The organism is Pseudomonas sp. DCB_BI, from assembly GCF_026240995.1.
Classification (GTDB): Bacteria; Pseudomonadota; Gammaproteobacteria; order Pseudomonadales; family Pseudomonadaceae; genus Aquipseudomonas.
Genome location: NZ_JAPFCG010000004.1, coordinates 77199 through 91198, shown reverse-complemented (window position 1 = coordinate 91198; position 14000 = coordinate 77199). Strand labels below are relative to the sequence as shown.

Below are 14000 nucleotides of genomic sequence, written 5' to 3'. Positions count from 1 at the left end.
ATGACCGAAACCACCTTCACCGTCCCAACCCTCACTACCGCCAGCAAGCTCAGCGTCGACGGCCTGCACAAATACTATGGTGACCACCAGGTGCTAAAGGGCGTGTCCCTGCAAGCACGCAAAGGCGACGTGATTAGCCTGATCGGCGCCAGCGGCTCGGGTAAAAGCACGTTTTTACGCTGCATCAACTTCCTGGAACAACCTGACGCTGGCAGCATCACGCTCGACGGCCAGACTCTGCAGATGCGCCCTGGAACACGTACTCCTCCCCCCGCGCAACTACAGAACCTGCGCACGCGCCTAGCCATGGTGTTCCAGCACTTCAATTTGTGGAGCCACCTGACGGTGCTGGAGAACATCTGCTTGGCACCACGCAAAGTCCTAGGCATCAGCACCAAGGAAGCTGAAGCACGCGCGCGCATCTACCTGGACAAAGTCGGCCTGCCGGCGCGTGCCGCCGAGCAGTATCCCGCGTTTTTGTCTGGCGGCCAGCAGCAGCGCGTTGCGATCGCCCGCGCTTTGGCGATGGAGCCGGAAATCATGCTGTTCGATGAGCCCACCTCTGCACTCGACCCTGAGCTAGTGGGTGAAGTGCTTAAGGTGATACAGACGCTCGCCGAGGAAGGACGTACCATGCTCATGGTTACCCACGAGATGGGCTTCGCTCGCCAAGTGTCAAGCCAGGTGCTGTTCCTGCATCAGGGCCTGGTCGAAGAGTGCGGCGGCGCCGAAATCCTTGACCAGCCCCAAAGCGAGCGCCTACGCCAGTTCCTTTCCAACCGCCTTAAGTGAAACCACACCAATCATGGATACCAAGGCCAAGACGCCCCACTCAGGGGCACTGGACCGCATCGACGAAGCCATCATCAACGTGCTGCGCCACCAAGGCCGGATTACCTATGAAAAGCTCTCGACCCTCGTTCACCTCACGCCCAGGCCCTGCCTTGAGCGGGTGCGCAAGCTCGAGCAGCGTGGGGTGATTCGTGGATATGGTGCGATAATCGACTTACAAACAGTCTCGCCGGGCTTGTTGCTGTTGGTCCTGGTGGCCTTGTCCAACCAGAGCGGGCGCGCCGCGCAAAGAGCCTTCGAGGCCACCGTGCGCGCCTGCCCAGAGGTGTATGAGTGCCAACTTATCAGTGGCCACTTCGACTACAGCCTGCGCATGCGCTGCCGAGACATGGAGCATTATCGGGTGCTGACCGAGACCTGGATGAGCGACGACGAATTGCACATCGACAAACTGGTCGCCCATCCAGAGCTCGCAGCGATCAAGAGCACCGCAGTGCAGATCTGAACCGCCGAACACGCGCCGGTCCTGGTCCGGCCGTAACGCGTGAAGCACTCCCCCAGTGCGCCCGGCCAAACATCACCGGCTCAAGTCAGGAAATACAGAGTCAGGTGTGTGTTTCTCGCCGAAGTCATCAAAGGGATGCGAGGTACCTAGCCACGCTCTGTTCTCAACGCATCGCCAAAACACACAAAGCGTGCGACGGCGCTTACTTCTGGACAACAACCGAAGCTGTGTCGTGGCGCCGCAAGAGCTCTAGCGGCGCCACACCAAAAGCCTTCCGGAAAGAGTGACTGAAATGGGAGAAGTCGCTGAACCCAAAGTCCAGTGCGACCTGCGAAATACTACGCGCCTGCCCTCGTTCGATCGCATCACGACTGGCTAACAAACGCTCGTGCCAGATCACCGCCGCAGGCGTTTTCTGATGGCGAGCAAACGCACGTGTCACCGTTCGCGTCGAGCAATTGTGTTCCTGTGCAATGCGCTCAATGGTCAGTTCATGATCACCAAGATGAGCCTTGATGAAATTCATCGCCTTGCCGTAGAGATCCAGCTCAACGTGAGCCTGTTGTACATCCTGCAGCTCCAGACTCAGCACCAGCAGATCGAGCAACGTCTGGGAGTAACGTGCCCCGATACTCTGTGCATGCATGATCTGCGGAATGCTCACTGCCTCGCGCAGCATCTCGCGTAGCGGCATGACACCCGGTCGACGATCATCAAGTACGCAACCTGTCAGTTGCTCAACCCCAGGCAGGCGCGAAGCCACGAGGTGACGGGGAATTCGTACAAGGTGGGTTGCACTGCCCCCGACGCTAAAGCGAAAGGATTGATCGGCGTCGTAAATGAACAAATCGTTGGGCGACAACGTCGCGCTGCGACCATTTTGTTCCAGCAGTCCGTAGCCATTCCTGGTGAAGCCGAGCCAGAGGTCATCATTGGGCCCTCTACGCAGATGCTGAGGTGCACGCTCCCAGTGGTGCAACGGTGCAGACAGTGTGCTGATGTCCAGCATTCCCAGTGCTCGCACCTCCAGCTGGCCATCGAAGCTGGCCTCAGCGCCTGGCGTGCTATCAGCAAGCAGGCAGTGTCGGCACACCACCTCTTTCCAGTAGTCAAAACGGCGAGGGGCAGTAACTGCGAGAGTTGAATACTGAGATTGTTGCATTTTCGTTCATCTCACTCGTCAGGCTTGTGCCGGGTGGGTCAAGGCGGTGTTGGCTGCGCAAAGCAATTTACACGCCACTCTCCAGTTGGGTACTGGTGACGGCCTTGAACATGACACCTCTTCAATTGCAAAGCACCCGGACTAGAGGCTCACCATAAGTTTCGCTGCGCCCTTTAGGCGAGGCCCTTTCAGCAATATGATCGCGGCCCCATTTTGGGGCGCCCACTATCCGTCACAAAAATACACGCACCGCGACAGTTCAAGTCGATCTTTTGGGTAACAACCCGCCACCCACTCGCTTCTCTGGCCTGTCCGTCTCAACCAATCGATTGTCCGGAATAGCCAAGCGCATCGATGCCCCACGCCTTAATTTTTTCACATCAACAGCGTGCACCCGCCGCTTCCGATGAGGGACGACCATGAACAACCTAAAACCGTCGCGTCACTTCAACTCGACCCAACTGTCCAGCCACCGCGATTTAGCACCGGAAGAGTACGCCGTGTTTCTCATTGAATTATTGAGCTTAGTGGTCTGCTTGCATTGGCCGGTCTTCAGGCAGTGGAAGCAACGCCATAAATGAGTTGTTCACCTCCTCCTAAAAATCTGCCCAACCCTCTAACAAATAATTACACAGTAGGCGCTCACATGGAATCCGCGATAGATAAGCATCTGAAATGTCCTCGCACCCTGTCTCGTCGTGTACCTGACGAATACAAACCGCCCTTTCCTATGTGGGTGGCACGGGCCGACGAAAAACTGCAACAAGTCGTGATGGGTTATCTGGGCGTGCAATTCCGGGGCGAAGACCAACGGGCTTCCGCACTACACGCGGTCCGTACCATCGTGGCAAGTTTTCAACATGACGACGGGCCTGTTAACCACGACATTACCCACCACACCGATAACAGCGGCTACGAGAACCTGATTGTAGTGGGGTACTGGAAGGATCCGGCCGCACATTGCCGCTGGCTGCGCGCACCTGAAGTGAACGAGTGGTGGGCCAGTGACGATCGCCTGAGCGATGGTCTGGGCTATTTCCGGGAAATCGTTGCACCTCGAGCCGATCAGTTCGAAACCCTGTACGCGTTTCGCGACCAACTCCCGGGCGTCGGCGCATTGATGGACAACATCAGTGGGGAAATCGAAGAGCATGGCTACTGGGGATCCATGCGCGACCGCTTCCCGGCGTCACAAACAGACTGGATGCAGCCAAACGGTGAACTTCGCGTGGTCATGGGAGACCCCATTAAAGGTGGGCGTGTGGTCGTGCTAGGCCATGACAATATTGCCTTGATTCGCTCTGGCCAAGACTGGGCCGATGCCGAAGCGGAAGAACGATCACTGTACATAGACGAAATCCTTCCGACGCTGCAGGCCGGCATGGACTTCCTCGCTGATAACGGCCAAAGCGTGGGCTGCTATAGCAATCGCTTCGTGCGCAATATCGATCTGGATGGAAATTTCCTCGACATCAGTTACAACATTGGACACTGGCGCTCGCTGGAAAAACTCGAGCGTTGGGCAGAGTCTCACCCCACTCATCTTCGCATCTTTGTCACTTTCTTCCGCGTTGCAGCTGGCCTGGAGAAACTACGCCTATACCACGAGGTTTCGGTATCAGCAGCCAGCAACCAAGTCTTTGAGTACATCAACTGCCATCCGAATACCGGAATGCTCCGCGACGCACAGCGCTAAACCGGACAGCCCCATTTACTTTTCCGTGCTCGCCTGACTCAAAGGCGAAGCAGCCCGCTTTTTTGAGGAAGTTACATATGACCACGTTGCGGCCAATACTCTTCAGTGCCCTGCTGCCGACCCTTCCAGCCTATGCGGTTGAGGTCACACCCGGCGACTATGAGCAATATCCCGTCGGCGCAACCATAGGCGCGATCTACTATCAGCACTCCAGCACCGATGCTTTGTATAGCCGCGGCCATAAAAGCAGTGACGATTTCAACCTGACCTCTGATGTCGGCATTCTTAGGCTGCTGCACGTGTACGCCCTGAGCGACACTCTCACCATTGATCCACAGTTCCTGCTGCCCTTTGGACATGTAAAAGGGGGTGGCGATGCCGCAGTGCTGGGTAGTACCAGCGGCGTCGGTGACCTGATCCTCACGGCCCCGTTGAAATGGCGTCTAAACGACGCCAGGGATACGTTGAGTATCGGCCCCTACGTCTACGTGCCAACCGGCAGCTACGACAAAAATGACGCAATCAATCTTGGCGAGAATCGCTGGAAGTTCGATCTCCAAGGTGCCTACGTCAAGCACTTCACTGAGAAGTGGGCGATGGATCTTGTGGCCGATGCTATCTGGTACGGCGACAACACCGACTATGGCAAAGGCTCTTCGCGATTGGAGCAAGACGTGTCCTACGCCGCCCAGATCATGGGCCGCTACATGCCTGATGCCACCACCACCTTCGGCCTGGGTTTCGGACATTCCTGGGGAGGAGAAACTCACGTGGCCGACGTTGCTCAAGACGATCGGCTAGGCACAACGAACGTGCGGTTGACCGCAACCAAGTTTGTAACCCCCAAGGATCAGCTGCAGCTGCAACTGGGCCGTGACCTGTCGGTGGAGAACGGAGCGCGCGAGGACTTCCGCATGAACTTGCGATACGCCCACATCTTCTGAGCGTCGAAAATCAGAGCGCCTTGAGCTTATCAACATCGATTCCCGTGCCTGCCTACCAGCACGCTCGGCATTAAACAGGACTTGATCATGGCCATCCTTCGCCCTACTGCGGCGCAACTTCAAGAGATCGCTAAACGGCTTCACATGCAACTCACTGAGGAGCAAGCCACCGAATACCTGACACTCATGCAAGGCAGCTTCGACGCTTACGACATCGTCGACGAACTCCCTGACAATATTCCAGCTGTCGTCTATCCGCGGACCGCCAGCTATCGACCTGAGCCTGCACAAAATCCCCATAATGCCTGGTACTACAAGACCGAGATCAAGGGAAATCCAAATGGCCGCTTGTCCGGCCACACCGTTGCCCTGAAAGACAACGTAGCTTTGGCGGGAGTGCCGATGATGAACGGGGCAGCATCATTGGAAGGCTTCGTTCCCTCCTTCGACGCCACTGTCGTGACCCGCCTCCTGGATGCCGGTGCAACAATCCTCGGCAAGGCTACGTGCGAACACTTCTGCGTCTCCGGGGGTAGCCACACGTCTGATCCGGCACCCGTGCACAATCCACGTCGCCACGGTTACTCAGCCGGGGGGTCCTCCTCAGGCAGTGCAGCACTGGTTGCTGCCGGCGAGGTCACTATGGCCATTGCCTGCGATCAGGGCGGATCTATCCGAATTCCATCAGCATTTTGCGGCACCTACGGCATGAAACCTACGCACGGGCTGGTGCCTTACAGCGGCATCATGCCCATCGAAGCCACTATCGACCATGTCGGCCCCATTACCGCCAACGTGCGCGACAACGCGTTGATGCTCGAGGTATTGGCTGGGCCGGATGGGCTTGATCCACGCCAGTATTACCCGCGAGTAGAGCCTTACAGCAAAGCGCTCGATCGAGGAATCAAGGGCATGCGGATCGGCGTGGTGCGTGAGGGGTTCAATCTGAGCAACATGGATTCACGGGTTGCTGATAGCGTCATGGCCGCCATTGCTGGCTTAGGGCAACTAGGCGCGCGGATCAGTGAAGTATCGGTACCGGAGCACAGCTTGGCAGGTGCCCTGTGGAACCCGATCGGCTGCGAAGGGCTGACCGCACAGATGATGCACGGCAACGGCATGGGCTTCAACTGGAAGGGCCTGTATGACGTTGAACTGCTGAAAAAACATGTCGGGTGGCGGGATAGCGCTGACGATCTCTCGGCTTCTCTCAAGATGTGCATGCTGATTGGCCAATACGGCTTAGAGCAGTACAACGGCCGCTACTACGCCAAGGCTCAAAACATCGCACGCAGTGCTCGCGCAGGTTACGACAGCGCCCTTGAGGACTTCGATGTGCTTGTTATGCCGACGGTGCCAATTACCGCGCAACGCTTGCCAGAGCCTGGTTGCTCGATTACTGAGTACGTGTCTCGCGCTCTCGAGATGATCGGCAACACCGCTGCGATGGATATCACTGGCCACCCCGCCCTATCGATTCCATGCGGAACAGTCGACGGTCTACCCGTTGGGCTGATGCTGGTGGGTAAGCACTTCGATGAAAGCACGCTGTACCAGGCAGCCAGTGCCTTCGAAGCCTCTTACGACTGGCAAAAACTCTGATCTGAGGGCAATGCCTGCGGATCGAGCCCTACAACACAAGCACAGACCGTTACCGAAACGTGAGGAGATACCAGATGAGCGCCTCCCTGCCACCCAGCAGCGACTCGACGCCTGGCGACCGCGCCTGGGCACTGTTCCAGGTTTTCAAACAAAAAAACCTGATTCCCGATGGTTACGTTGAAACCATCACCCGTCTGATGGAGTACGAGTGGAAACCTGAAAACGGCGCCCGCGTGGTGGCCAAAGCGTGGGTTGATCCATCTTTCCGTGAATTGTTACTGCGGGACGGCACCGCTGCATGCGCCGAGTTCGGATATACCGGCCCGCAGGGCGAGTACATAGTCGCTTTAGAAGACACTGCAACGGTGAAAAACGTCATCGTCTGCAGCCTTTGCTCCTGCACCAATTGGCCGGTTTTGGGGTTGCCGCCCGAGTGGTACAAGGGATTCGAATTCCGTGCCCGTCTGGTACGCGAAGGGCGCACGGTGCTTCGGGAACTGGGGACTGAGCTGCCTCCCGAAATGACAGTAAAGGTCTGGGACACCAGCGCCGAAAGCCGTTATCTCGTACTGCCAGTGCGCCCGGCCGGCACTGAGCACATGAATGAAGAAGAACTACGCGCCTTGGTAACCAAGGATGTGTTGATAGGTGTTGCCCTTCCGAACCTGGGCTGAACCGCCCGCCCCCATGACCCGCAATTTTCGGAGCACTCAGTATGGACGGTTTTCATGATCTCGGCGGATTTCAGGGTTTCGGCCCTGTGCCCCATCGCATCAACAGCCTGGATTACAAACGTGTATTCAAAGCCGACTGGGAACATTTGGCATACAGCCTGATGTTCGTTGGCGCTGACCACCTCAAGCTGTTCACCATTGACGAAGCACGTCACGCCGTTGAGCGTTTGGACGTGCGTCAACATGTCGGTACCACCTACTACGAACGGTATGTGATCGCGACGGCGACCTTGATGGTCGAGGCTGGCGTGATTACCCAGGAAGAACTCGATGAAGCCTTGGGATCGCGCTTCAAGCTTGCCAACCCTCCACACTCAAAAGGTCGGCCTGGGATCGGTGGTCGTCCACCTTTTCAAGTTGGCGAACGTGTTCGTGTGCGAGATGAATACGTGGCGGGCCACATCCGTGTACCCGCCTATGTACGGGGCAAGGAAGGCGTGATCCTCCATCGCACGACAGAACAATGGCCTTTTCCTGACACCATCGGTCATGGAGACCACAGCGCAATTCACCAATCGAGCTACCACGTCGAATTCCGAACCGAGGATCTTTGGGGTGAGGCCTGTGACAAAGGGCTGGTGGTTGTCGACTTGTTCGAAAGCTACCTGGACAACCTAGTCGGTGTGCCGGTGGGCCTATGAACGAGAGTTGTCATGCGCCACGTCTGCCAGTGACGGTACTTTCAGGCTTTCTTGGCGCAGGAAAAACCACACTGCTCAACCATGTCCTGCGCAACCGCGCAGGGCTACGGGTCGCAGTGATCGTGAATGACATGAGTACCGTCAATATCGATGGCGAGGAGGTGCAGCGAAACGTGACTCTGCACCGCGGTCATGACCAGCTGATCGAACTGAGCAATGGGTGTATCTGCTGTACGTTGCGCGCCGATCTACTGGAGCAGATAAGCCAACTCGCCCGGCAACAGCGCTTCGATTATCTACTGATCGAGTCAACCGGCATTTCCGAGCCGATGCCAGTTGCTGAAACCTTCGCCTTCCTCGATACCGAAGGCTTCAGCCTGAGTGAGCTGGCACGCCTGGACACCCTGGTCACTGTAGTGAACGGGTACGATTTCCCGGCGCTACTGGAAAGCCGGGATCTCGTAGGAAGTGAAGACGGACAGGGCACGCCATTGCGGCCTCTGTCAGACCTGTTGATTGAACAGGTTGAGTACGCAAATGTCATTCTCGTGAGTCGTATGGATATGCTCAGTGAGCAAGCCTTTCTTGAGCTGAAAGCTCTGCTGAGGGGCCTGAACCCCTTAGCGCGAATTCTCCCCATGGCACATGGAAGCGTTGCATTGTCGTCCATCCTGAATACCGGGCTGTTTGACCTGCCTCTCCTGATGCAATCACCAGGCTGGATGCAGCGCATGTCACACACCGACAGCCATCCCAGCGAATCCGATACCTACGGCATTGCTTCTTGGGTATATCAGGCACGCACGCCTTTCCACCCTCAACGCCTGCTTGCTTTCTTGCAACAGTCGTGGCGCAACGGTCGCCTGCTGCGGTGCAAAGGCTACTTCTGGGTTGGTCATCGTTACCTGGACATCGGCATGCTCGTGCAAAGTGGTGGGCAGTTTTGCTGGGACTATGTCGGCCAATGGTGGCGCTTTGTGGATCAAACCCAGTGGCCACAAGATGACTACCGGCGGCAAGGGATACTGGCCAAATGGGAAGAGACAGCCGGTGACTGCAGACAGGAAATTGTGTTCATAGGCCAACGTATCGACTTCGCGCACCTGAAAGAGCAGCTCGACGGCTGCTTGATGAGTGCGCAGGAAATTCTGCAAGGCCCAACCGGTTGGGCTCAACTTCCAGGCGCAGAGGCGTTTGAGGCTTTCCCCAATCGCGCGAAGCATGCCCCCAACCCAACAATCAGCACTCCTCAGTCAACGCTTCACACTGCTAATAATCAGTCTCTTTAAGGAAGCGGCTATGTGGTTTTCCCATCGGTTTAACCTGAGGGCGCTCACCGCTCTTGCTGCCTGGCTTGATCAGGACGATTCCTCACCAGCGCCAGCCTTTGACCATCCCCTGGTGCAACGACTGCTGCACAGCATCAACAGGATACGTAGGGAGAGAGAGGAGTCACGAAAGCAGGTTGAAGCGCTCACGGAGCAGTTGCGTCACTGCAGTTCAACCCTCATAGCCCGCGACGCTGAGTTGCAGCACTTACAAGCCAGTTGGAATCTCGCCGCGCAAGGTGCCGGAGAGATTTTTTGGGTGCTTGAACTAGATCACCCTCTGACACCCAGCGGTAGGAGCTCAATGCGTTGGAGAGGACTTGCTCTACAGGGATCAGACATGCCCGAGCAGCTTGGTGCGTGGGATAAATGCCTGCATCCAGAAGATCAGCGGCGGTTCTTGAGCGCCCTGGCGAACCACCTCGCCGATGGCAGCGAATCTCGATTCAGCGTTGAAATGCGAGTATCGCTGAACCACACAGGATATCGCTGGTATCTCGTGGGCGGGTCTGCGATGCGAGACACACAAGGACGCGCGTCGATGGTCGTCGGTGTAATCCGTGACATCCATGATCAAAGCCTGCGCAACGAAGACCTGGAGTTGGCCGCTACACGATTTGAGATCGCCCGCGAAATGCTACATGACGGCCTTTGGGACATTGAGGTAGTAGCAGGAGACCCAGCCAATCCAAAAAACGCTATCTGGTGGTCTTCACAGATGCGACGCTTGTTAGGCCATACATCCGTGGAAGATTTCCCAAACACGCTACAGGCTTGGTCGTCTCGCTTGCATCCGGAGGACAGTCAAAGGGCAATCAGTGCCTTCGTGGCCCACGTCAACGATCGCACTGGAAAGACTCCTTTTGATGTCGAGTATCGACTCCAGCATAAGAGCGGCGAGTATCGCTGGTTTCGTGGTCGCGGTCAGACCCGTCGCGCGCTTGATGGCGAACCCCTGCGTGTCGTCGGTGCAATTACTGATATCCATGCCAGCCGGGAAGAAGGCCAGTTACGCGCAGTCCAAGCAAGACAACACCAGGTCATGCAAGAGAACCTCGCTCAGCTCACTCAAATCGTCGCTGCAATCCAGGGGATTGCCAACCAAACGAACCTACTGGCGTTGAATGCGGCGATTGAGGCTGCCCGGGCAGGCGAAGCCGGCCGCGGCTTTGCAGTGGTGGCGGATGAAGTGCGAAAACTGGCAACCCGAACCACCGAAGCCACCCTACAGGCAACCACCATGATCAGCGGATAGGCACCGCTGTAGCGGGTTCAAGACTGGCAGAGTGCCGCCATTCACTTGGAGAGCACCCATAGAACTCACGGAACGCTCGATTGAAGTGCGAGAGGTCATTGAACCCCCAGGCGTAGGCGATATCCGACACCCGACGCATCATGTGTGACGCGCTACGTAAATCCATACCGCAGCGTTCAAGGCGCCGACGAAGAACGTAGCGCATCAGCGACAACCCTTCTGACTCGAACAGTCGGTTGATCTGCCTACTGGACAGCCCCGACGCCGACGCAATCTGACTGACATTCAGACCGGGTTCCCGCAAGTGGTCGTTGACGTAGATTTTCACACGCACCAATGCCAGCGTCTGACAGCCGGAGTGCTCAGCGTCCAAGGGGTGAAGGTTACCCATGGCCAGTGAAATGAGGTTGGTTGCAGACTCGGAAAGGCTGGCCATTTCCGATGACGTGAATTGGCCTATCTGGGCAGCCACCCCTTGAAGGAATAACCGCATCACGCGGCCTGTCGGGGTCTCAGTAGAAATAGCCGTCGCGGTGCGACGCTCCATATTCATGATCCGCTGATTCAGGCTGGCACGTGGAACGCTGACTATGATCTGTCGCCAGCTCTCGGTAAAACTCAAGTAATGGGGTCGGGTTGCGTCGTATACAGCGAACTCGCCTGGACGGATGATCACCCTGTTGCCGTCCTGCTCTAACGCCTCGGTTCCCTCCAGCATGAGCACTGCGAAGTATTTGTCTTCGTCACGGCTGCGAGGTTCCAGGTGGCGGCGGTTGACTGACTGCGACGCCGCACTCACGTCACTGATGCGGAGCAGATCGCACTTCTGAGACTTGACTTTCCCAAAAAAATCCGACGTGCCTACAGATCCTATATCAACATCTGCGAACAAGCGCAGGATCATTTCGCGCCAAAAATCGACACGCTCACCGTGTGAGTTGCTGGAGGTAGACACCTCGATACTTTCACTTGCCCAGTCGTTATTAGGCCCCCGCTCGCAACCAGCCTTTTGGCCATAACCAGGTGATGACTGACTCATTTCCCCAAGCGTTCGAATCACGGTATGCCCTCCCTAGAAGGGAAATGTCTTATAAGAATGGTGAAAGGCATCCATGCTTCAAAGACAGCATCCAGCTCAGGCTTCGGCAGTAAATAACAGCGTTAGATGGAGCGTCGGTGTGCGCTCTGGCAGAGGTTTCAGCGCTAGGCACGCGCTTGTGTGCTTCATTTCTACAACGAATCAGCACCGAAAACCACTCACCCAAAGCAAAAAACACCCCTACGTAGCAACCCAAACGGCCAGGGTCGGCATGCGAGCGCGCTGGGTCGATAGCTTCAGATTTAGGTAGGTAACACCTGTTTTCCTGCATCAGTAGACAGCCGCATGGCATCGACCACGCTGGCGCAGGCAATCAGCGCAACCCCGATCAGCGCCCAGTGGAAGTCGCTGACAGTGATACCGCCGTCAGCGTCGCGCACCATCATCGACACCCTCAAAAGCAACGCCACCACAGCCACGCCCAACGCCATCGCCAGCTGGAAGAACATGCTGAACAGCGTCGACGCCTCGCCCATTTGCTGTTTGGGCACTTCGGAAAAGCCGACAGCGTTGTAAGTAGTGAACTGCATCGAGCGTGACAGCCCACCAATGAACAGCACCAGCGCCATCCAGTACCAAGGCATACCCTGCTGCAGGCCCAGGCATGCCAGAATGGAGCCGATACCAATAAGACCATTTACCAGCAGCACTCGGCGGAAACCATAGCGACATAGTAAGACGGTGGTAAATGGCTTCATCGCCAAGTTTCCAGCGAAGATCGCCAGTACCAGCAGACCGGTATCTACGGGTGACAAGCCAAATCCGATTTGTAGCATCAGCGGGATCAGAAACGGCAAAGCACTGATCGAGAGGCGGAACAGCGTTCCCCCGACAATACTGGACCTGAAGGTGGCGATACCTAGCGTCGCCAGTGGCAACAATGGCGTTGGGTGGCGCTGGCAATGGCGGATAGACAACCAGGTCAACAGTGCGCCCAGGGTAACCAGCGCCGCCCCGGCCGAAAAGCTGCCAGCGGACAGCGACCCGAGCATCTCCAGGCCTATCAGCCACGCGGCACAGGCTGATGCGAGGAAGATGAAGCCCACCAGGTCGAAACTGCGCGCTTCGCTGCAGGGTGTATCGGGGATCAGCCACCCTGCAGCCGCGATGGCGAGCACGCCGAGCGGAATGTTCAGGTAGAAGATCCAAGGCCAAGACAAGTGTGTGACGATCAGACCGCCTATGGGTGGACCAAGCACTGGCGCTACCAACCCCGGCCAAGTGATCACCGCGAGCATTTTCACTAGGTGCTTCTTCTCGGTGGCGCGCAGGACCACCAGCCGTCCAACCGGCACCATCAGCGCACCGCCAATACCTTGCAGCACCCGCGCCGCGATGAAGGTTTCGAGAGTGGATGCCAGGCCGCATAACCACGACGCGAAGGTAAACAGGCCGATGGCTCCGGCAAATACATTCCGGGCACCGAAACGGTCGGCCACCCAGCCGCTAAGCGGAATGAATACCGCCACCGCCAGCAGGTAGGCGGTGATGCCTATGTTCAAACTCACAGGGTTCTCTGCGAAGTCACCCGCCATCCGTGGCAGCGCTGTGGTGATCACGGTGGCGTCGAGGTTTTCCATGAAGAAGGTGATGGCGACCAGCAAGGCGATGCAGGTAGCTTGTCGTGAGGTGTGGGTTGCTTCTTGGATAGCCAAGTTAACAAATCCTTCTGGGTGAAGAGTCATAAGCTGGCTGACCTGATCCCGTGGAAACGGGCGCCGCCGCGAAGCGGATATGGGTGCATGGTACAGGCTACAGTGGCGTTTCCTGCAAGCCTGCACCCATAGTTTCAACACTGCATCTCAGAACATGCGCATGGCCGCCCGTAACGCCAGCAGGTAGCTCTCAACGCCAAACCCACAGAGTTGTCCACGCACCACATCTGCAAACACCGAGTGGTGGCGGAACGGCTCTCTGGCATGGATGTTCGACATGTGCACTTCAACCACCGGCGCCTCGAGGATGGCCAACGCATCGCGGATGCCATAGCTGTAGTGCGTCCATGCCCCGGCATTGATCAGCACAGCATCCACCCGATCTTCAAATGCCTGATGGATTCGCTCGCACATGGCGCCTTCGAAGTTGGTCTGGAAGCTCTCGACCCGCGCCCCCAGTTCCTCGCCCAGCGCCTGCAAGGCCTGGTCGATATCGGCCAGCGTCACCGTACCGTACTGGCGCGGGTCGCGTTTGCCGAACATGTTGTGGTTGATACCATGCAACATCAGCACATTGGCAGCCATGG

Annotated in this window: 13 protein-coding genes and 2 pseudogenes; 11 read left to right on the top strand and 4 right to left on the bottom strand. The window is 57.0% G+C overall.

Features of this window, described 5'->3' with window-relative positions; genetic code table 11:
* A complete protein-coding gene (locus tag OO258_RS05875; RefSeq protein WP_266029347.1) occupies positions 1 to 792 on the top strand; it encodes an ABC transporter ATP-binding protein in 792 nt (263 codons plus the stop codon).
* 13 nt (positions 793 to 805) lie between these two features.
* Positions 806 to 1297, top strand: coding sequence for an Lrp/AsnC family transcriptional regulator (locus OO258_RS05870; RefSeq protein WP_266029196.1), 492 nt, complete (start codon positions 806 to 808; stop codon positions 1295 to 1297).
* 202 nt (positions 1298 to 1499) lie between these two features.
* Here OO258_RS05870 and OO258_RS05865 read toward each other — a convergent pair whose 3' ends face one another.
* Entirely contained in the window at positions 1500 to 2459 is a 960-nt protein-coding gene (locus OO258_RS05865) for a helix-turn-helix domain-containing protein (protein ID WP_266029195.1), read from the bottom strand.
* Between the two features lie 419 nt (positions 2460 to 2878).
* Here OO258_RS05865 and OO258_RS05860 point away from each other — a divergent pair, with 419 nt between their 5' ends.
* The 9 genes and pseudogenes from OO258_RS05860 to OO258_RS27585 all read left to right on the top strand — a co-directional run.
* A complete protein-coding gene (locus tag OO258_RS05860; RefSeq protein WP_266029194.1) occupies positions 2879 to 3040 on the top strand; it encodes a hypothetical protein in 162 nt (53 codons plus the stop codon).
* A 65-nt stretch (positions 3041 to 3105) separates the two neighbouring features.
* Positions 3106 to 4155, top strand: coding sequence for a phenylacetaldoxime dehydratase family protein (locus tag OO258_RS05855; protein ID WP_266029193.1), 1050 nt, complete (start codon positions 3106 to 3108; stop codon positions 4153 to 4155).
* Positions 4156 to 4232: 77 nt separating this feature from the next.
* Positions 4233 to 5099: a transporter gene (locus OO258_RS05850; protein WP_266029192.1), complete on the top strand. Its 867-nt coding sequence runs from the start codon at positions 4233 to 4235 to the stop codon at positions 5097 to 5099.
* An 87-nt stretch (positions 5100 to 5186) separates the two neighbouring features.
* Positions 5187 to 6701 carry an amidase gene (locus OO258_RS05845; protein WP_266029191.1) on the top strand — a complete coding sequence of 505 codons (1515 nt, stop codon included), beginning with the start codon at positions 5187 to 5189 and terminating at the stop codon, positions 6699 to 6701.
* Positions 6702 to 6775: 74 nt separating this feature from the next.
* A complete protein-coding gene (gene nthA / locus OO258_RS05840; protein WP_266029190.1) occupies positions 6776 to 7375 on the top strand; it encodes a nitrile hydratase subunit alpha in 600 nt (199 codons plus the stop codon).
* 41 nt (positions 7376 to 7416) lie between these two features.
* Positions 7417 to 8076, top strand: coding sequence for a nitrile hydratase subunit beta (gene nthB / locus OO258_RS05835; protein ID WP_266029189.1), 660 nt, complete (start codon positions 7417 to 7419; stop codon positions 8074 to 8076).
* A complete protein-coding gene (locus tag OO258_RS05830; RefSeq protein ID WP_266029188.1) occupies positions 8073 to 9365 on the top strand; it encodes a GTP-binding protein in 1293 nt (430 codons plus the stop codon). Before nthB ends, OO258_RS05830 begins: the two co-directional genes overlap by 4 nt.
* A pseudogene (locus tag OO258_RS27470) lies at positions 9298 to 10380 on the top strand (PAS domain-containing protein); the annotation flags it as partial. The gene OO258_RS05830 and the pseudogene OO258_RS27470, both read left to right, overlap by 68 nt.
* Positions 10360 to 10650, top strand: a pseudogene (locus tag OO258_RS27585) (methyl-accepting chemotaxis protein); the annotation flags it as partial. The pseudogenes OO258_RS27470 and OO258_RS27585, both read left to right, overlap by 21 nt.
* On the opposite strand, the gene OO258_RS05815 reads toward OO258_RS27585, so the two are convergent.
* From OO258_RS05815 to aroQ, 3 genes are all read right to left on the bottom strand, one after another.
* Positions 10649 to 11563 carry a helix-turn-helix domain-containing protein gene (locus OO258_RS05815; RefSeq protein WP_416309193.1) on the bottom strand — a complete coding sequence of 305 codons (915 nt, stop codon included), beginning with the start codon at positions 11561 to 11563 and terminating at the stop codon, positions 10649 to 10651. The pseudogene OO258_RS27585 and the gene OO258_RS05815 sit on opposite strands and share 2 nt — an antisense overlap.
* Before the next feature lie 437 nt (positions 11564 to 12000).
* Complete coding sequence (locus OO258_RS05810) at positions 12001 to 13443, bottom strand: MFS transporter (protein WP_266029345.1); 1443 nt, start codon at positions 13441 to 13443, stop codon at positions 12001 to 12003.
* A gap of 117 nt (positions 13444 to 13560) precedes the next feature.
* Positions 13561 to 13998, bottom strand: coding sequence for a type II 3-dehydroquinate dehydratase (aroQ, locus tag OO258_RS05805; RefSeq protein ID WP_266029186.1), 438 nt, complete (start codon positions 13996 to 13998; stop codon positions 13561 to 13563).
* Positions 13999 to 14000: the final 2 nt, after the last annotated feature.